This window comes from Clostridium sp. Marseille-P3244, from assembly GCF_900120155.1.
Taxonomy (GTDB): domain Bacteria; phylum Bacillota; class Clostridia; order Lachnospirales; family Lachnospiraceae; genus Mediterraneibacter.
In genome coordinates, this window is sequence record NZ_LT635549.1 from 25,774 (window position 1) to 43,841 (window position 18,068).

18 protein-coding genes are annotated in these 18,068 nt (G+C 47.6%); 6 read left to right on the forward strand and 12 right to left on the reverse strand.

From position 1 onward, the window contains the following. Positions 1–103 precede the first annotated feature (103 nt). The 4 genes from BQ7367_RS01890 to murB are packed head-to-tail and all read right to left on the reverse strand — an operon-like array spanning position 104 to position 3,110. Positions 104–361 carry an HPr family phosphocarrier protein gene (locus tag BQ7367_RS01890; protein WP_072523948.1) on the reverse strand — a complete coding sequence of 86 codons (258 nt, stop codon included), beginning with the start codon at positions 359–361 and terminating at the stop codon, positions 104–106. Beyond that, the gene (whiA, locus tag BQ7367_RS01895) at positions 358–1,317 is read right to left on the reverse strand and encodes a DNA-binding protein WhiA (RefSeq protein ID WP_072523949.1); all 960 of its coding nucleotides are present in this window, start codon (positions 1,315–1,317) and stop codon (positions 358–360) included. Before whiA ends, BQ7367_RS01890 begins: the two co-directional genes overlap by 4 nt. 5 nt (positions 1,318–1,322) lie before the next feature. Beyond that, positions 1,323–2,201: an RNase adapter RapZ gene (gene rapZ, locus BQ7367_RS01900; protein ID WP_072523950.1), complete on the reverse strand. Its 879-nt coding sequence runs from the start codon at positions 2,199–2,201 to the stop codon at positions 1,323–1,325. 3 nt (positions 2,202–2,204) lie between these two features. Beyond that, positions 2,205–3,110: a UDP-N-acetylmuramate dehydrogenase gene (gene murB, locus BQ7367_RS01905; protein ID WP_072523951.1), complete on the reverse strand. Its 906-nt coding sequence runs from the start codon at positions 3,108–3,110 to the stop codon at positions 2,205–2,207. A 192-nt stretch (positions 3,111–3,302) separates the two neighbouring features. Between murB and BQ7367_RS01910 the strand changes: the two genes are divergently transcribed. Then, a complete protein-coding gene (locus BQ7367_RS01910) occupies positions 3,303–4,685 on the forward strand; it encodes an HlyC/CorC family transporter (protein WP_072523952.1) in 1,383 nt (460 codons plus the stop codon). A 92-nt stretch (positions 4,686–4,777) separates the two neighbouring features. Then, positions 4,778–5,608: an N-acetylmuramoyl-L-alanine amidase gene (locus BQ7367_RS01915; RefSeq protein ID WP_072523953.1), complete on the forward strand. Its 831-nt coding sequence runs from the start codon at positions 4,778–4,780 to the stop codon at positions 5,606–5,608. A 100-nt stretch (positions 5,609–5,708) separates the two neighbouring features. On the opposite strand, the gene glmM is transcribed toward BQ7367_RS01915, so the two are convergent. Further along, a complete protein-coding gene (gene glmM, locus BQ7367_RS01920) occupies positions 5,709–7,052 on the reverse strand; it encodes a phosphoglucosamine mutase (protein ID WP_072523954.1) in 1,344 nt (447 codons plus the stop codon). A 215-nt stretch (positions 7,053–7,267) separates the two neighbouring features. Here glmM and BQ7367_RS01925 point away from each other — a divergent pair, with 215 nt between their 5' ends. After that, positions 7,268–8,056: an HAD family hydrolase gene (locus BQ7367_RS01925; protein ID WP_072523955.1), complete on the forward strand. Its 789-nt coding sequence runs from the start codon at positions 7,268–7,270 to the stop codon at positions 8,054–8,056. 25 nt (positions 8,057–8,081) lie between these two features. Here the strand turns inward: BQ7367_RS01925 and BQ7367_RS01930 are convergent, their stop codons facing one another. The 7 genes from BQ7367_RS01930 to BQ7367_RS01960 form a co-directional block, all read right to left on the reverse strand. Next, the gene (locus BQ7367_RS01930; protein ID WP_143142938.1) at positions 8,082–8,825 is read right to left on the reverse strand and encodes an acyl-[acyl-carrier-protein] thioesterase; all 744 of its coding nucleotides are present in this window, start codon (positions 8,823–8,825) and stop codon (positions 8,082–8,084) included. A gap of 10 nt (positions 8,826–8,835) precedes the next feature. Further along, positions 8,836–10,020: a cation diffusion facilitator family transporter gene (locus BQ7367_RS01935; RefSeq protein ID WP_072523957.1), complete on the reverse strand. Its 1,185-nt coding sequence runs from the start codon at positions 10,018–10,020 to the stop codon at positions 8,836–8,838. A 1-nt stretch (position 10,021) separates the two neighbouring features. Further along, on the reverse strand, positions 10,022–10,669 hold the full coding sequence (spoIIR, locus tag BQ7367_RS01940; RefSeq protein WP_235837521.1) for a stage II sporulation protein R: 648 nt from the start codon (positions 10,667–10,669) through the stop codon (positions 10,022–10,024). Between the two features lie 127 nt (positions 10,670–10,796). Continuing rightward, entirely contained in the window at positions 10,797–11,477 is a 681-nt protein-coding gene (locus tag BQ7367_RS01945) for a GntR family transcriptional regulator (RefSeq protein WP_072523959.1), read from the reverse strand. Next, on the reverse strand, positions 11,467–12,354 hold the full coding sequence (gene ispE, locus BQ7367_RS01950) for a 4-(cytidine 5'-diphospho)-2-C-methyl-D-erythritol kinase (RefSeq protein ID WP_072523960.1): 888 nt from the start codon (positions 12,352–12,354) through the stop codon (positions 11,467–11,469). Before ispE ends, BQ7367_RS01945 begins: the two co-directional genes overlap by 11 nt. A 116-nt stretch (positions 12,355–12,470) precedes the next feature. Next, a complete protein-coding gene (locus tag BQ7367_RS01955; protein ID WP_072523961.1) occupies positions 12,471–14,030 on the reverse strand; it encodes a DUF3794 and LysM peptidoglycan-binding domain-containing protein in 1,560 nt (519 codons plus the stop codon). An 11-nt stretch (positions 14,031–14,041) separates the two neighbouring features. After that, positions 14,042–14,500, reverse strand: a complete 459-nt coding sequence (locus BQ7367_RS01960; RefSeq protein WP_072523962.1) for a protease complex subunit PrcB family protein — start codon at positions 14,498–14,500, stop codon at positions 14,042–14,044. Between the two features lie 163 nt (positions 14,501–14,663). Here BQ7367_RS01960 and BQ7367_RS01965 point away from each other — a divergent pair, with 163 nt between their 5' ends. The 3 genes from BQ7367_RS01965 to BQ7367_RS01975 all read left to right on the forward strand — a co-directional run bounded on the left by BQ7367_RS01965 (position 14,664) and on the right by BQ7367_RS01975 (position 18,040). Further along, the gene (locus BQ7367_RS01965; RefSeq protein WP_072523963.1) at positions 14,664–15,398 is read left to right on the forward strand and encodes a lysophospholipid acyltransferase family protein; all 735 of its coding nucleotides are present in this window, start codon (positions 14,664–14,666) and stop codon (positions 15,396–15,398) included. A gap of 108 nt (positions 15,399–15,506) precedes the next feature. After that, a complete protein-coding gene (locus BQ7367_RS01970) occupies positions 15,507–16,985 on the forward strand; it encodes a nicotinate phosphoribosyltransferase (RefSeq protein WP_072523964.1) in 1,479 nt (492 codons plus the stop codon). Beyond that, positions 16,982–18,040 carry a D-alanine--D-alanine ligase family protein gene (locus BQ7367_RS01975; RefSeq protein ID WP_072523965.1) on the forward strand — a complete coding sequence of 353 codons (1,059 nt, stop codon included), beginning with the start codon at positions 16,982–16,984 and terminating at the stop codon, positions 18,038–18,040. The genes BQ7367_RS01970 and BQ7367_RS01975 overlap by 4 nt, the downstream gene beginning before the upstream one ends. Positions 18,041–18,068: the final 28 nt, after the last annotated feature.

An 18,068-nucleotide genomic window follows, 5' to 3' on the forward strand; every position in this document is an offset into this window, starting at 1 on the left:
GTCTCTGACTGATATATTCTGACAGTAAAGGGCTGTACTATAAATGCACAGCCCTTTTCCATCTCTTTATCTGAATTCTGCCTTGCCCGGGCAAAACACTCTATTATTTAGCGGCCGCAAAAAATGACCGGATATCTTCTGCCGCTTTTTTCTCATCTTCTCCATCAGTCACAACTGTGATCTGTTCTCCTCCGGCCAGGCTAAGACTCATCATACCCATAATACTCTTGGCATTAATCTTTTTTCCGCCGGTCTGGATATACACCTTGCTCGCGTACTGGCTTGCTTTCTGTACCAAAAGTGCGATCGGTGTACCGTCTAATCCTTCTTCTGTCTTTACTACAACAGATGTTTTGATCATAATAATCCTCCTTGTTCTTGCCTTACCTTGTCTGCCATCTCACTCAGTCTGCGCAGCCTGTGATTGATCCCGGACTTACCGACAGGAGGAGACATTGATTCTCCCAGTTCCTTCAGAGTCGCGTCCGGATTTTCCAACCGGGCAATAGCGGCCTCCACCAGATTCTCCGGTACATGTTCAAAACCGACCGTGTCTCTGAGGTATGTAATATCCTCGATCTGTTTCACCGCCGCAGATACCGTCTTATTGATATTGGCAGTCTCGCAGTTCACCTTCCTGTTCACGGAATTACGCATTTCCTTCAGGATCCTGACATTTTCAAGTTCCATCAGCGCCACATGCGCCTCCATTACATTCAGGACATCAACGATCTGGGATCCCTCTTTCAGATATACGACAAATGACTTCTTGCGCGGCACGATCTTGGCATCCAGCTCAAACCCGCGGATCACCTGCTGTATCTGCCGCGCTGCCTCACGGGATGAACAGACGATCTCAAAATGATAGGATTTATTCGGATCGCTCATAGAGCCTGCCGCCTGAAAAGCTCCTCTGAGAAAAGCTCTTCTGCAGCATGTCTGCTGGATTATCAGAGGACTGAACGCACAGATTTCTTTCCTGTTCCCGCTGTGTTCAGTGATCATCTTCGCAGCCTGAAGAATCCTCAGTGCATCCTCATGATTTTTCACCACCACCGTGTAGGATACACTTTCTTTTGCGATATTTCTTCTTACAGAAATATCAGTTTTAATATTAAATGTTTTTTCTATCAATGTAAAGACTTTTCTTGCAACAAGCAGATTTTCCGAATGGATTTTTATACTCAGCCGGTCAAAACTGTTGACCACAATAGTGCCGCACAATCCAAGAAAAGCGGCCGTTTCCGCTATCCTGCAGTGTCTGGCCGCACTAATATTTCCGGCCAGTTCCTCTTTCACCTTTCCAGAAAAAGACATCCTGATCACTTCCTTTTTGTAACAGCGTCCAGTTCGATATCTCTGTGTTCGATGCGTACTCCATAGCTCTCCTGCTCCTCCAGCATCTGATACAGCGCGTTGGCAATGGTTACTGATCTGTGTTTCCCTCCGGTACATCCGATAGAGATTACGAGCTGATTTTTCCCTTCGAGAATATAGTTGGGGATAAGAAATTCCACCATATCCTTCAGTTTATCCAGAAATGTCCTTGTCTTTTCATTTTCCATAACATAGTCCTGTACTTCCGGGTCATTTCCTGTCTTATCCCGCAGTTCATCAATATAATACGGATTCGGCAGAAATCTGACATCAAAGACGAGATCTGAGTCCTGAGGGATCCCGTATTTAAATCCAAAAGACATCACTGTGATATACAGATTGCAGAAGCTCTGCCCTTTTATAAATATTTTTTCCAGTTCCAGTTTAAGCTCCCTTGTCAGCATTTTGCTCGTATCAAGGATATAAGTGGCGCGCATCTTCAGGAACATGATCTTCTCCCGCTCCTTCGCGATGCCCGTATCAACTCTTCCGGATCCGCTTAAAGGATGCTGGCGCCTTGTCTCTTTATACCGTTTCACAAGGACATCATCGTGCGCGTCCAGAAACAGGATCTCATATTTCACCGATTTGTTGTCCATCTCGTCCAGAACATCCTTCAGGCCGGAAAAATCCTGGCCTCCGCGGACATCAAGCCCAAGTGCCACTTTTTTCACGTCTTCCTCGGGTTCACTGAACATTTCCACGAAACGGGGCAAAAGAGGGATGGGCAGATTATCCACACAAAAATACCCCATATCCTCCAGCATCTTGAGAGCTGTTGTCTTTCCGGCTCCTGACATTCCTGTCACGATCACAAAACGCATTGCCTAAAATTCTCCTATCTTCTTTACTTCCGGCTCAAGCCGCACGCCAAATTTTTCCTGTACCCGTTCTGCAACATCCTGCATCAGTCTGAGGACATCTGCGGCCGTGGCATTCCCTCTGTTGATCACAAACCCGCAGTGCTTCTCTGAGACCTGAGCGTCTCCCACCCGGTAGCCGCACAGACCCGCGTCCTGGATCAGCTTTCCTGCGAAATATCCTTCCGGACGTTTAAATGTGCTTCCGGCGCTGCCGTATTCCAGGGGCTGCTTTTCCACCCTTTTTTCTTTCAATTCTTCCATGCGGCTGCGGATCTCATCCCTGTTGCCCTGCCGCAGTGACAGAACCGCGCCAAGAGCTACATAATCATTTTTGGAAATGACACTGGTGCGGTACCCCAGTCCGAGTTCTTCCAGAGAAAGATTTAAAATCTCTCCCTCTGTTGTCAGAACTTTTGCGCTCTCTACGATCTGTTTCATCTCCCCGCCGTAAGCGCCGGCGTTCATCCTCAGCGCCCCGCCTACGGTCCCCGGAATTCCCGAAGCAAATTCCATACCTGTCAGAGATGCCTCGCAGGCGGCAGAAGCCGTCCTGGACAACAGTGCGCCTGCCTGAGCACAGATCTTTTCATTCTCCACCTGTATCTGGTTCATCCTTTTATAAATCTGGATGATCACTCCCCGGTATCCCTTGTCGCCCACAAGAAGATTACTTCCGTTTCCGATCACATAATAAGGAACGGATTCTGTCCGGCACAGCCCGATGATCTCCCGGATTTCTTCAGTTGAAGCCGGCATTACAAACAGATCGGCCGGTCCTCCGATGCGGAAAGTCGTATGCCTGTTCATAGGTTCATTGGCAAGCACGTTTTCCGCCCCTGCCACTTCGCACAGTCTTGTATATAGCTCCATAAATTACTCCATTCTATTCCTTATCGTTACTCCTTAGACATTATAGAGCACCGGAACGCCAAAGTAAAGGCAACAGACAGAAATCTTGCAAAATCCATCTAAACAGTGTATACTGTCTGTGTATCTCTATATTTTTTTAAGCCGCACGCCGGCCTTAATTACTTTAATTTCTTAAAGGAGTGAATTCGGACTGTGGATTCCAGTGACAGTTTTCAATTAATCATACTTGTAATTCTTCTTATGCTCTCAGCATTTTTTTCATCTAATGAGACAGCGCTGATGTCGGTAAATAAGATCCGGCTCCGTTCTCTCGCGGATTCCGGGAACAAACGGGCCGCCATGGTACTGGACGTGACAGAAAATCACACCTCCAAGATGCTCAGCGCGATCCTGATCGGGAACAACATCGTCAATCTTTCCGCTTCTGCTCTTGCCACATCACTTGCCTATACATTCGGAGGCTACATGGTCAGTATCACTACTGCTGTCCTGACCGTCGCTATCCTTGTGTTCGGCGAGATCACCCCCAAAAACTATGCCACATTGAAAGCGGAAAAAGTAGCGCTGAGATATATTTCCATTATCCGGATTTTTATGACCCTTATGACTCCCGTGATCTTCATCATCAACCTGTTCGCTAGGGGGATCATGTTTATTCTCAGGGTGGATCCGAATGCTTCCGCAAAGGTCATGACCGAGGACGAACTGAGGACCATCGTGGATGTAAGCCACGAAGACGGTATTATTGAATCCGATGAAAAAGAAATGATCTACAATGTGTTTGATCTCAGCGACGCGGACGCGAAAGATATCATGGTTCCCAGAGTCCATGTTACGTTTGCTGATATTAACAATACCTACGAAGAGCTTATTGAGATCTTCCGTGAAGATAAATTCACTCGTCTTCCCGTGTATGAAGGCACACAGGACAATATTGTCGGCATCATAAATATGAAAGATCTTCTTCTCTACGACAAGACCGAATCTTTCCACATCAGAGACATCATGCGCAAACCGCATTTTACCTATGAATACAAGGATATTTCGGAACTTCTTGTAGAAATGCGGGATTCTACGTTCAATATTGCCATCGTCCTCGACGAATATGGGGAAATGGCTGGGCTGATCACTCTGGAAGACATACTGGAGGAGATCGTAGGCGAAATTCATGACGAATACGACGAAAAAGAGGACGAGCTGGTACAGCAGGTTTCGGAACGGGAATATATCATTGAGGGATCTGTAAGTCTTGACGACGTGAATGACCGGCTGGATACCCGCTTTGAGTCTGAAGACTATGACTCACTGGGCGGTTTCATTATCGAACATCTGGATCGTCTGCCCGAAGTCGGAGACGAAGTCATAACAGAAGACGAGATCCGTCTCGTCGTAGAATCTCTGGATAAAAACCGGGTGGAAAGCGTCCATCTGTATCTGCCTCCAAAAAGAGTTGATGGAGATGGAAGCAGCGCAGATATCATTGATTTCCCCCCTGCTTCCAATGGGAAAAGTTCAGAATTTTCCGGTTCGGATTTAGATTCCTTAATGGAAAAATCCGGTCCTCCACAACAATAACCGTAATATCCGGGTGGCTGCGTATAAAGCAGTCACCATTTTTTTACCCCTGCATACTCTATTATAGATTAATCAGTAAAGGAACTTTGATTATGCCATATTCTATCATGCTGGACGCCGGACACGGAGGCCGTGATCCGGGAGCTGTCTACAACGGCAGGCAGGAAAAAGATGACACTCTGGCCCTTACTCTCGCCATTGGAGAAATTCTTCAGGACCGAGGACTTGATGTAGAGTATACCCGCACCACAGATGTGTATGAATCCCCTTATCAGAAAGCAATGGAGGCCAATAATGCGGGAGTAGATTTTTTTGTTTCTATCCACCGCAACTCTTATCCCACTGACAATGTCGGTTTTGGGGTGGAGTCCCTTGTTTATGACAAATCAGGGATCAAACTGGAGATGGCAGAAAACATAAACGAACAGCTGGAAGCTGTCGGTTTTGTGAACAGAGGCGTACAGGCAAGGCCCGGACTGGTTGTGCTGCGGCGGACAAAAATGCCAGCTGTTCTTGTAGAAGTAGGCTTTATTAATTCTGATACAGATAACCAGATTTTTGACGATAATTTTAATGATATCGCCCTGGCCATCGCTGAAGGAATCCTTGATACCCTGCAGATAAACGGAGACGCAGGGGAAAACGGAACATCAGACGGAAATAATGGTCCGGGAGGAAACGATTCCGGCGGAATTACAGTTACCCATCCCGGCTACACAGTCCAGACAGGAGCTTTTCGAAACGGCGCGTACGCGGACCGTCTGCAGAAAGAGCTTCTGGAGCAGGACTTCCCGGCAGTCACCAGTCAGGGAGATGGATTGTACCGTGTTACGGTAGGCACATACCCCACTTTAGATGAAGCGGCAGAGATGGAGCGCCGGCTGAAACGGGCAGGATATCAGACGGTGATTCTTTCCCGGTGACACAGAAAAAGCATATGTATACCCGGAAGGAATCTGTCCCTTCCGAGATACATATGCTTTCTTTTTGCTTTTATCCTCAGAGTTTTCTATAAATATCTGCCTACTCCGTAAGTCCTTCTTTCTCTATTACTTCTACTACGCTGTCCACATATTTTTCACATATTTCATCGGAAGCGGCCTCGACCATAACGCGGATCACCGGCTCCGTGCCGCTCTCCCGCACAAGGATACGTCCGTCACTTCCCAGCGCGTCAGACACACTCTGAACTGCTGCCTGTACCGCTGGATTCTCTCTCGCGGTCTTTTTATCCTTCACTCGCACATTCTTCAGAAGCTGAGGGAAGATCTTAACTTCATCAGCCAGTTTCCCGAGCGTCTGCTTCTTCTCAAGCATTACTTCCATGACCATCAGAGAAGTAAGGATTCCGTCACCTGTTCTTGCATGCTTGCTGAAAATAATGTGTCCGGACTGCTCACCACCGAGCACGAATCCGTTCTTCAGCATATTTTCATAGACATATTTGTCTCCCACTGCCGTCTGCTCGTATTTCATACCGATCTTGTCACACGCCTTATACAGTCCCAGATTGGACATGACTGTGGTAACAATCGTATTGCCTTCCAGACGTCCCTGTTCCATCAGATATTTCCCGCACACATACATGATGCGGTCACCATCCACCACATTTCCGTTCTCATCCACTGCGATGCATCTGTCTGCGTCTCCGTCATAGGCAAAGCCCACATCCAGCTTCTTTTCCTTTACAAAATTCTGAAGTACTTCTATATGGGTGGACCCACAGTTCGTATTGATATTTGTTCCGTCCGGCTCATTATTGATAACATATGTCTTGGCGCCGAGAGCGTCGAACACGCTCTTCGCGATGGAGAAAGAACTTCCATTGGCGCAGTCCAGTCCGATTCTCATATCTTTGAAAGAACGAGTCGCCAGAGAGATCAGATGCCCGATATAGCGGTTCCTCCCCGCCGCGTAATCGATTGTACGCCCGATCTTTTCTTTGGTGGCAAGGGGAAGTTCATCTGTCTCACCGTCAATGTACGCTTCGATCTTCTCCTCAACCTCTGCCTCCATCTTATGGCCGGCGCTGTTGATGACCTTTATTCCGTTGTCATAAAACGGATTATGGCTGGCGGAGATCATGATACCGCAGTCAAAATCTTCTGTTCTCACAACATAGGATACGCTCGGTGTGGTTGTGACATGAAGAAGATACGCGTCCGCTCCGGAAGCAGTAAGTCCTGCTGCCAGCGCATATTCAAACATATAGCTGCTTCTTCTGGTGTCTTTTCCGATCACGACTCTGGCTTTGTGATCCTGCCCGAAATACCAGCCGAGATAGCGGCCCACTTTAAATGCATGCTCTACTGTGAGGACTACATTCGCCTCTCCGCGGAATCCATCCGTCCCAAAATATTTTCCCATAATTGTTTTCCTCTTTGTTTTCTTAATATTTATGCCTGAGCCGGAAAATCCATATCCTTTTCCTGACATAATCACATTATATTACCATTACAAAAAAGTTACAAGTATTTCTTTTTTGTTACAAGTTTACACCTGAACAAATTTAAGATATACTGTCTGTTGTTGTTTATTCTGATTTGTATATAATATGTTTCTCGGAAATGAGGTAATATTTTATGATAAAACTGATCGCAAGCGATCTGGACGGCACCCTTCTGAAAAACGGTTCTCAGGAACTGACTCCCCGGGCACTGGATCTGATCCGTCGTCTGACAGACAAAGGGATCCGCTTTGTTGCCGCAAGCGGACGACAGTACGCCAATGAACGCCAGGTATTCCATCCGATCAGAGACAGGATTTCCTATATTGCGGAAAATGGATCTCTCTGCGTACATCAGGGGAAAGTGATCTCCCGGGGGATTCTTCCGGATGATCTGGCCCGCCGGATCATTCTTGAAATTAAAAAAGAACCCGGCTTTGAAGTAGTGGTATCCCGTGAAGACGCCTGCTTTATGGAAAATAATAATTCGCTCCTGGTGGACCATATTGTAAATGTAATGAAAAACTCTACCGTGATCATAGATGATATCACAAAGGTGCCTTTTCCCGTCATTAAAATTTCGGTTGCCAATATGACAACCAACGACCTGAACGGATATCTGCGGCATCTCCAGGAAATGTTCTCCTCAGAAATCAATGTGGTAACTTCCGGAAATGTATGGATCGATTTTATCGTCCCGGGATATAATAAAGGAACTGCTCTGAAACGGTTCATGGATCTTTTCGGCGTCAGTCCAAAAGAATGCATGGCCTTCGGTGACCAGTATAATGATGTAGAAATGCTGCAGCTGGCCGGCGAAAGCTATGCCATGTCGGACGCGGCCCCCGGGATCGCCGGGTACGCCGCACATGTCACCGATTCTGTGGAAGACGTACTGGAGGAACTTCTGCGCAGCCTGCCATAACCTGCCTTTTGCTCCGCGGCAGATCTCAGCTGTTCTTCTTTATCTCTACAACTGCGTACAGATTTCCCCTTCCATCACACAGCTCCGTCACAATCCGGTCGGGCTCCTCCGCCAGCCTTGGATAAATCATGTCTCCGTATACAGCTGACTTTTTATAATCCACTCTGACCTGTCCGACACGAATTTCCGCCGGAAGCATTTCCAGTGCCATCTGCACATACTGGCAATTGTTTACATGTTCATTCGTATCAATATGGTATCTGCGTACAGGAAAAGGTTCCTTTTCCATGTATTCTTCCGGCAGAAGGATCTTGCGTCCTTCATAGGGCATGTCCAGGGGAGCGTGCAGGTCGTAGGGGGCAATATCTTCTTCCGCCGGGCGGGCCGGGCGGGCCTTTTCCAGATCCATAAAAACCCAGATAGAATTGGCACAGGCAATCTGTTTACCTTCCCCGTCCTTCATATAGAAATTTCTGTTTCCGTACAGACCTTTGAACCCAGTTGGGAATGTTCCCGTGGTAATATTTTCGCACAGCCGGGGATACCGTTTTACAATGATCTGCCAGTAGGACAGCACCCATGCTTTTTTCTCTTTTTTCAGTCTTTCCATTCCAACTCCTGCTGCCTCTGAATGAAATGTACTGCAATCCTGAAAATAATTGATCAGCGCCGGCAGTGTCATGGTGCCTCTGTGATCGATCTCGCTGTAGCGTACTCTGCTTTCAAATTCATATCCATCTGATCCAAGTGCTGTATTTTTCTCTGCCATGTCCATTTTCTCACTCCTCTGTCTTGGCCACATAGTCATATTCTACGGTTATCACGCATTCATACCTGGTATCCAGTTCCTTGATCTTCTGCGACAGACGCAGCGGAAGATCACTGCGTGTCTTTTCATCGTAATCGATAGGGATCACCATGTCAAAAATAAGATTGGTCTGATGTTCTCCATGGACAAGCCGGAAATCGTGGATGCTGCACGCCGGATCTAATTCTCTTAGGATATTTACGACCTGATCTCTTACCTTCAGTACCCGCTCATCCTTCATTTCCACAGGATCCATATGGATCACAAGGAAGATCCCCAGCTCCTTCGCCGCCTCCCGCTCGATCCTGTCAATAATTTCGTGAGATTCTTCAATATCCGCGTCGTTCGGCACTTCCGCATGGATAGAGGCCATACTCCTGCCGGGTCCATAGTTATGTACGATCAGATCATGAGTGCCCTCGATCCCTTCATATCCCTCGACAAACTGTTTGATCTGTCCGTAGATTTCCGGATCGATGGCCTGGCCGATCAGGGGTTCCAGCGTATCCCTGGCAATCCCCACGCCGGCCCACATAACCACCAGGGCCACGCCCACGCCCACGAACCCGTCAATATTGATCCCGGTCACCGCAAAAAAGATAAGGGACAGGACCGTAGCGCCTGTGGTAATCACATCTCCCATAGAATCCGTGAACACCGCCTTCATCACCTTGGAATCAATCTTTTCTCCCAGTTTTCTGTTAAACAGTCCGAGCCACAATTTTACCCCGATAGACACCAGCAGGATAAGAACGGACACCACCTGGAAGTTCAGTTCCTCCGGAGTTCGTATTTTCCCGATGGAATCTTTCAGAAAACTGAATCCCACCTCCAGTACAAGGAAGGAGACGACCAGAGCCGCTATGTACTCGATCCTTCCGTGGCCGAAAGGATGATCCTTGTCTGCAGGCTTTTCTGCCATCTTCACCCCCACAAAACTGATAATAGATGACCCTGCATCGGACAGATTATTGAATGCGTCCGCCGTAACCGACACACTGTGCAGGAACAAACCTACCACAAACTTTACTATAAATAAAAAGACATTGCAGAAGATACCCACAATGCTGGCAAGCACCCCGTATGCTGTCCTCACGGATATCTTCTCCACGTCTCTGTAGTCTTTGACAAAGTGTTTCACTAAAAATTCTGTCATATTACTTTCCTTTCCAGAAATACCAGCTTATCTTAAAATCTGATGTGGCCGTTATGCTGGAATATTCCTCTTCCGTCAATATATTCTTAAGCTTCTTTTTCCCTTCTTCCGGAACCACAGCGTTCGTTGTGTCAAGAAAACACAGGCTTGGATACAGCACACACCACCAGTTATGTCCTTTTGCTTCTCCGATCTCAACCCGGAGCGCTTTATAGTTCCCCGCGGGGAATGTCAGATCCCCATAGGTCCTGTCCGGGAACCAGCAGGTCGTGACCGCCGCGCTGACTGTATAGTCCGCTCCCTCGTCTGCTACTGTTTTTCTTCCCACCGCCTCGATCTCATCAATATGAGTTCGTATCCACCGGGCAGCGCCAGACGCGTCCTCTGCTTCCGGCATATTTTCTTCCATATATCCCAGGATTGCATCACGCACCTTAAGCTTTAAGGCCTGATCCTCATCACTGTCGCTGTTGGCAAGCACATGGAATCTCAAGACCCCCTCAGCCAGATGCGACTGCATATCTGCCTGGGCCGCAGCCTCCGTCACGTGATAGACAATTCCCGTAAATATCCCTGAAATTAATACAGTCAGGAAAAATATAATTTTTATCGCATTTCTTTGAATTTTCTCAATATATGTCCTATACATATGTATACCCTCCATATTTTTACTGATATATGGAGTATGGACAGAAAATTCTGGAAATATTCTTCATCGGGGTCAGGCCCCTTTTAAAAGGGGCCTGGCCCCGATTTGCAAAGTTATCTGAAAATTCTCACGTCTCGTCTCGATGCCGCAACGTACCTACTACTGTATCTACCTGATTATTAATATGCTGTCCGGTAATTTCCGTGGCCTTATCCTTATCGTGACCTTCGATCGCCTGAATGATCGCCTGATGTTCTGCCAGCAACTGTGGATAACATTCCTTTTTCTTTAAATATTCAATCCGGTAACGATACATCTGCTCTCTGAGATTATTCAGCAGCTGGATCAGTCTTCCATTGTTTGTTGACGTAAATATCACATCATGAAAGGCTTCATCTGCCTGAGCGATCTGAGTAATATCATCACTGTCCAGAATATCCCGAAAATGATCTGCTGCCGAGTGCAGCTCCTTTAACTCTTTTTTATCGATCCGGTCGCAGGCAAGCTGTACTGCCAGTTCCTCAAGCGCGCAGCGCACTTCCAGTACATCCCTTAGATTCTTCTCAGTAATCTCAGCTACCTCCGCGCCTTTTCTTGGTATCATGAGCACCAGCCCTTCCAGCTCAAGCTTTCGGATCGCTTCCCGTATAGGAGTACGGCTCACCCCCAGTTTATTGGCCAGCTGGATCTCCATCAGCCGCTCACCTGGTTTCAGCTCTCCCCTCAGAATGGCCCGGCGCAGCGTATTAAACACTACATCTCTTAATGGAAGATACTCATTCATTGTAACTTCAAAATCAATCGACATTCTGATTCCTCCTCACACTGTGTATACTTGTCACATAGACCTGTCTGGCTAATGACTTTTCTCTGATCTGTCTCTGTGCCTCTCTTGCGTCTGCCTTGCTGGTAAACAGGCCGAATACTGTGGGGCCGCTTCCGCTCATCATTGCGTTCAGCGCTCCCGCTTTTTTCATTTCCTGCTTGATCTTATCGATCACCGGATGCATTGGCACGGTCACTTCTTCAAGAACATTTCCCATTGCAGCCGCTGTCTGCTCCAGATTTCCGTTTTCCAGTCCTCTTATAATACCGTCTATGTCCGGATGTTTTAAGATTTTTTTCGCATCCAGAGCCTCATAAACCGTTTTTGTCGACACACTCACCGGCGGTTTGGCAATAAGTACAGTACATTTTGGCATTGGCGGAAGCTCCGACAGTTCTTCTCCGATCCCCTCTGCCAGTACTGTCCCTCTCATAATGCAGTAGGGAACATCCGCTCCCAGCTTAACACCTCTCTCCATCAGCTCCTTCCGGCTCAGTCCCAGATGAAACATCCGGTTCAACCCGAACATAACTGCTGCCGCGTTGGAACTTCCACCCGCGAGACCCGCAGCTACTGGTATATGTTTGTTCAGCATGATCTTTATCCCGCTCTCGATCTGAAACTCCTCTTTCAGCATCTGAGCCGCCTTATATGCAATATTCCCTTTTCCCACGGGAAGAAATTTTAAATTTGTCTCCACAGCAATGCCAGGTGTTTCTGACTTTTCAATCTTTACCTCATCATACAGATAAACGGACTGCATGACCATACGCACGTCATGATAGCCATTTTCTCTTTTTCCAAGTACATCCAGTCCCAGATTGATCTTTGCCAGTGCCCTTAGTTCAATCTGATTCATCCTCTGTCCTCCATAAAATAATCTGAAAATTCTGAATACATAGGCAAAAGGTGCCTGACCCCTTTTAAAAGGTACACGGCCCCATTGCTCAAATTTGTATTCTGTATACATTATGCTTATAGTATACTCACATTTTCTTTAAAAATCAACAATTTATCTCCCGGTGTTATATTCTGGCTCTCAAGCCCGTTCACTTCCATTATCCCCTCTATGGTCGTCATATATTTCTTTGCCAGCCCCCAGATATCTTCTCCTTCCTGTACGATATGTCCCACGATTCCCGGCCGCCCGGCCAGTGTTTCCATATCCAGAGGTTCTATTCTTACTTCCGTGATCATCTCGACCGGCACTATTTTCCGCAGGAAAATATCAAACGCAAGGACAGCCTTGATCTCTACGGCCTCGCTTCCCGCCAGTGTCACAGCAAGCTGTTCGACATGATAGGCCAGACTGCTCTCCGCGTTTTGGGGCAGCTCCGGATACTCGATAAGATAGGAGAAGGGCACGATCCCCTGCCAGCTTCCATAAGGTTCTGCATCATCTCCACGGAGATAGAGGAAAGTAAGATGGAGTATACCTTCTACTCTTATCCCTTCTTCTGTGTGCTGTTTGCTCTCTACCTGGATGCTCCCCTGGCTGTGTATGATCTGGAGCACATCTTCTTTCAGTTCCGGAAGCGCCAGACGTTCCGACATCTTGCATCTGGATTGGTTCTGCATCAGCAGCTCTTCGTACACTGCGTCCCGCGTTTCAAATACACACTGTTGTTCAAGGGAATACATATCCTTCAGGATCTCTGTTTCCTCTTCTTCATAAAGATTCATGCGCAGAGCTATGGTAGCCTCGATTCCAAGGATCCTGGCCTCTCCGTCTTCATCCAGCCGGATATCTACCAGAGTGTCCTCAACGGAATGCTGGATATGATGATACATTCCCTCAGAGGCACCCTCACATGGAATGCGCCCTTCGTAGGGAACGCTCTGCTCGATCCAGTCTGCCTTCCCCTCTCCGGAAACATACATACAGAACACGAGCAGTTCTCCGCGGAGCAGCACTTCATCCTCCCCCATCCGTATGTCCAGTTTCCGACTGTCGATATCCGTCAACAGGATCTCCCCGATACTCTCTTTTGTTCCGGGCAAGGTGATCTCTTCCTTGATCCGGTATGTATCTTTCTTTGAAACTGCCAGCTTCAACAGATTCATTTTCTGCATTTTCCGGTAAACAGGTATGTCACTTTCCACATCCACCGTCATCTCCTCGTCCCGCAGGCTTTCCCTTCCCAGTTCCATCTCGGCCATCACCCTCAGGCTCAGCTTTCTGGAATGGACAACTGTCACTGTAAATTCTGTCCTGACATTTCTCAGAAAAAATGTCTCCTGCCCGTCGCTTTCCGCATAGACCATCTCCTCAAAAGGAAGCTTGCCCTCCAGTACGGCAGGACCGGGTTCTGCGGAATCTGTAATATAGAGAATACGGAAAAACACTTTGCCTGTAACTTTAATATAGTTTTCGACCGGGCGGATATCCTCTGTCCGCAGCTCAGCCGTCCCCTGGATTATTCTGCGTACATCCTCTTTCTTCTCCGGCACATTATAGTCTTCGTCCAGGTAAAACTGGTCAAAGATACTCTTTCCTTCCTGTGTATAATGGATCGGTTTTCTGATCAGCTCCATCTCTTTCCTCCTCAATCAAATAAAACATCTTTTTTTATATCATCAAGCTGTACCACCACATAGGGAAATGTGGCGATTTCTTTTGTCTCCTCTCCTTTTTCCGGCCCCATCAGGTTTGTGTGGATATGGACCGCATCCTCTGTCTCATACAATTCTTCTACTTCCACACTGTACCCTGTCGTAGGCTGAGTCCCATACCCTTCTGCAATATACAATATCCCCTGATCTGCATAAGTCAGTTTGAAGGGCTCGGCTTTTTTCTCCTCGATCACCGTTTTAAACTCCGCGGGCACCATCTCCTTATCTGTCACGGTAAATTCAATCTCCCTGATCTTCTCGGTTTTCTGCCGGCGTGTGATACATCCTGATGCAGTACAGATCAGTGCCGCCACGCAAAGGATCAGGGACGCTATATGCCGTCTGCCCTTCGCAGGCCTGCCGGGCGCGGCCGTATTCCATGTTCTTGCCATTCCCCTGTTCCTGCAGCATATTTTCCCTATAATCATATGTATTTTTTCTGCGCAATATTCCCGACACCGGAGAGTCTTATACCTCTTGGTTCGTGCTTGTTTTTTCTTGATTCCCGCTGTATAATTTACAATAATTACTAAACAGAGAAAACGAGGGCACCATATGATACGGTTTATAATTATTGTAATCTTTCTTATCTTATATCTCATCCTGACAATCCCTGTACTGCTTATAGAATGGCTCATTGGGAAATTCAGTCCCCACGCGCGGGACATCAGCTCTCTTCGCATCGTCCAGTGGGGCTTCAAAGTCATTCTGGCACTGGCCGGAGTGAACGCGACCGTGATCGGGGAAGAAAATATACCCGATGAACCGGTACTGTTCGTCGGAAATCATCGCAGCTATTTTGACATTATCCTGACCTACAGCAGATGTAACCGGCTGACAGGCTATATCGCGAAAAAAGAAATGCTGCGATATCTGACCCTGACACTTTGGATGAAACGTGTATACTGTCTCTTCCTCGACCGTCAGGATCCGAAACAGGGGCTAAAAACAATTCTCACAGCTATTGACTATATCAAACGCGGGATTTCAGTCTGTGTATTTCCGGAGGGGACCCGCAATGACGGTGAGGAGCTCAGTCTGCTTCCATTTAAAGACGGGGCTTTCAAAATCTCTACGAAGACCGGCTGTCCGATCATTCCCATATCCATGAATAATACGGCGGAGATCTTTGAGAATCATATTCCAAGAGTCAGAAAGACTCATGTCGTTATCGAGTATGGAAAGCCGATCTACCCTGATCAGCTGGATAAAGAGACGAAAAAGCATATTGGAGATTATGTGGAAAATATAATAAAAGAAACCATCTACAAAAACGCAGAACTTGTATAGAGTCATTTTCTTTTACTTTTGCCTGACTTGTGCTATAATCGAAAAGAAAATCACACAAACCGTGCCGGCCTTCCGGCGCTTCAGGCAAATGAAAAGAGGGAAAATGCGATGAGTGCACAGAATCTTACTCTGCTGACTGATCTTTATGAACTGACCATGATGCAGGGCTATTTTGAAACCCAGGAAAATGAGACTGTCATTTTCGATATGTTCTTCCGCGAAAATCCAAATAAAGGCGGATATTCAGTCATGGCAGGACTGGAACAAGTCATAGAATATATTAAAAATCTGAACTTTTCTTACGAAGACGTAGATTATCTGCGTGGTCTCGGACTCTTCAGCGAAGAGTTTCTTCATTATCTAAGTGGTTTTCATTTCAGCGGAGATATTTACGCGATTCCGGAAGGCAGCGTTGTCTTCCCAAGAGAGCCCTTAGTAAAAGTCATTGCGCCGATCATGGAAGCGCAGCTCGTCGAGACAGCTATTTTAAATATCATCAATCATCAGTGTCTGATCGCCACCAAAGCATCCCGGGTGGTCCATGCCGCTCAGGGGAACGGAGTTATGGAATTTGGACTCCGCCGCGCGCAGGGTCCGGACGCAGGGTTATACGGTGCCAGAGCCGCAATGATCGGGGGCTGTGTGGGAACATCCAACGTATTGGCCGGTGAAATGTTCGATGTTCCGGTTCTGGGTACCCATGCCCACAGCTGGATCATGAGCTTTAAAGACGAGTACACCGCATTCAAAGAATACGCGCGCCTGTATCCCGACGCCTGCACTCTTCTTGTAGACACATACGATACGCTGAAATCCGGTGTCCCCAACGCCATCCGGGTCTTCCGTGAGATGCGCGAAGCCGGCATCCATCCAAAGAGCTACGGCATCCGTCTGGATTCCGGAGACCTTGCCTACCTTTCAAAAAAAGCAAGAAAAATGCTGGATGAGGCAGGATTTACCGACGCCGTCATCGCTGCTTCCAATGATCTGGATGAATTTCTGATCAATGATCTGAAGATTCAGGGCGCAGCCATTACTTCCTGGGGAGTAGGGACGAATCTGATCACTTCCAAAGACTGTCCTTCCTTCGGAGGAGTATATAAGCTGGCCGCGATCCAGAACGAAAAGGGTGAGTTTGTTCCAAAGATCAAAATTTCCGAGAATACCGAGAAGATCACAAATCCGGGCAATAAAACCATCTACAGGATCTATGACAAAGAAACAGGGAAAATGCGCGCGGACCTGATCTGTTTTGCAGATGAAAAATACGATCCCTCTCAGGATCTTCTCTTGTTTGATCCCAATGCTACATGGAAGAAAACACGTCTGGAAGGCGGCACCTACACAATGAAAGAACTGCTGAAACCGGTCTTTATTCACGGGGAGTGCAAATATACGTCACCTTCTGTCAAAGAAATCGCTGAATTCTGCAGACAGGAAAAGGACACTCTGTGGGATGAGACGAAACGACTCTTCAATCCCCACAAAGTTTACGTGGATCTGTCCAGAAAACTTTACGATACAAAAGCTGCTCTTCTTGACAGCGTAAATATTCCGGACAAAGGAAAGGAGTATCGATCATTATGAGGATCATTGTACTGGCCGGGGGCCTGAGCACAGAGCGAGATGTCTCCCTTGTCTCCGCCGCGGGAATATGCAGGACACTGACAGAGAAAGGACATGACGCTTTTCTGCTGGATGTATTCCTGGGTCTGGAACATGCGCCTGACAACCTTGAGGACGTGTTCGCGCTCCCGGGCCATGGTCTGGAGATTGCCGGGAATATCAGCACAGAAGAGCCGGATCTGGAGAAGGTAAAAGCCTCCCGCCCGGATCAGTCCCCCTGTTTTTTCGGTCCCAATGTTATTGAACTGTGCCGCCTGGCAGACATTACTTTTCTCGGTCTGCACGGCGGAGAAGGGGAAAATGGCAAACTGCAGGCAGCTTTTGATCTTCTGGGCATCCGTTACACAGGACCTGACTCTCTTGGCTGCGCGGTGGCAATGGATAAAGGATTTACCAAGCAGGTCTTCCTGCAGGCCGGCATCGACACTCCCAGAGGGATCTGTCTGCACAAAAACGCGCCTGACCGTTCTCTTTCATCGGCAGGGCTGTCGCTTCCCGTAGTGGTAAAACCCTGTTCCGGAGGGTCCAGCATTGGCGTTTACATTGCCCACACAGAAGAAGAATACCGGGAATCACTGGAGAAATCTTTCCGCTATGAAGATGAAGTTATTATCGAGGAATACATCAAAGGGAGGGAATTCGCCTGCGGGATTGTTGGCGGAGAGGCTCTGCCGCCCATCGAGATCATTCCCAGATCAGGATTTTTTGACTACGCAAACAAATATCAGGCTGATGCCACCCAGGAAGTTTGTCCTGCCGATATCCCGGAAGAAACTGCTTCCCGCATGAAGGACCTCACAGTCAGGGCATTCCGGGCGCTGAAGCTCAATGTATACAGCCGCGCAGATTTTCTGCTGGATGAAAAAGGGAATCTGTACTGCCTTGAAATGAACACTCTGCCCGGCATGACGGCTGCCAGCCTCCTTCCAAAGGAAGCCCAGGCAGCAGGAATTGAATACGGAGATCTGTGTGAGCGCATTATCCAGGAGTCTCTCCGGGCAAGATACAGCCTTTGACGACTTTATGGCAATCATACAGGCAGCG

Bases quoted from the DNA above. Each gene is read 5' to 3' on its own strand.
- BQ7367_RS01945 (WP_072523959.1), bottom strand. From the start codon at position 11,477: ATGTCGATTGATTTTGAAGTTACAATGAATGAGTATCTTCCATTAAGA.
- spoIIR (WP_235837521.1), bottom strand. From the start codon at position 10,669: ATGTATAGGACATATATTGAGAAAATTCAAAGAAATGCGATAAAAATT.
- BQ7367_RS01960 (WP_072523962.1), bottom strand. From the start codon at position 14,500: ATGGCAAGAACATGGAATACGGCCGCGCCCGGCAGGCCTGCGAAGGGC.
- BQ7367_RS01935 (WP_072523957.1), bottom strand. From the start codon at position 10,020: ATGACAGAATTTTTAGTGAAACACTTTGTCAAAGACTACAGAGACGTG.
- glmM (WP_072523954.1), bottom strand. From the start codon at position 7,052: ATGGGAAAATATTTTGGGACGGATGGATTCCGCGGAGAGGCGAATGTA.
- BQ7367_RS01930 (WP_143142938.1), bottom strand. From the start codon at position 8,825: ATGGCAGAGAAAAATACAGCACTTGGATCAGATGGATATGAATTTGAA.
- rapZ (WP_072523950.1), bottom strand. From the start codon at position 2,201: ATGCGTTTTGTGATCGTGACAGGAATGTCAGGAGCCGGAAAGACAACA.
- whiA (WP_072523949.1), bottom strand. From the start codon at position 1,317: ATGTCTTTTTCTGGAAAGGTGAAAGAGGAACTGGCCGGAAATATTAGT.
- ispE (WP_072523960.1), bottom strand. From the start codon at position 12,354: ATGAATCAGATTGAACTAAGGGCACTGGCAAAGATCAATCTGGGACTG.
- BQ7367_RS01970 (WP_072523964.1), top strand. From the start codon at position 15,507: ATGAGTGCACAGAATCTTACTCTGCTGACTGATCTTTATGAACTGACC.
- BQ7367_RS01975 (WP_072523965.1), top strand. From the start codon at position 16,982: ATGAGGATCATTGTACTGGCCGGGGGCCTGAGCACAGAGCGAGATGTC.
- BQ7367_RS01955 (WP_072523961.1), bottom strand. From the start codon at position 14,030: ATGGAGCTGATCAGAAAACCGATCCATTATACACAGGAAGGAAAGAGT.
- BQ7367_RS01925 (WP_072523955.1), top strand. From the start codon at position 7,268: ATGATAAAACTGATCGCAAGCGATCTGGACGGCACCCTTCTGAAAAAC.
- BQ7367_RS01915 (WP_072523953.1), top strand. From the start codon at position 4,778: ATGCCATATTCTATCATGCTGGACGCCGGACACGGAGGCCGTGATCCG.
- murB (WP_072523951.1), bottom strand. From the start codon at position 3,110: ATGGAGCTATATACAAGACTGTGCGAAGTGGCAGGGGCGGAAAACGTG.
- BQ7367_RS01890 (WP_072523948.1), bottom strand. From the start codon at position 361: ATGATCAAAACATCTGTTGTAGTAAAGACAGAAGAAGGATTAGACGGT.
- BQ7367_RS01965 (WP_072523963.1), top strand. From the start codon at position 14,664: ATGATACGGTTTATAATTATTGTAATCTTTCTTATCTTATATCTCATC.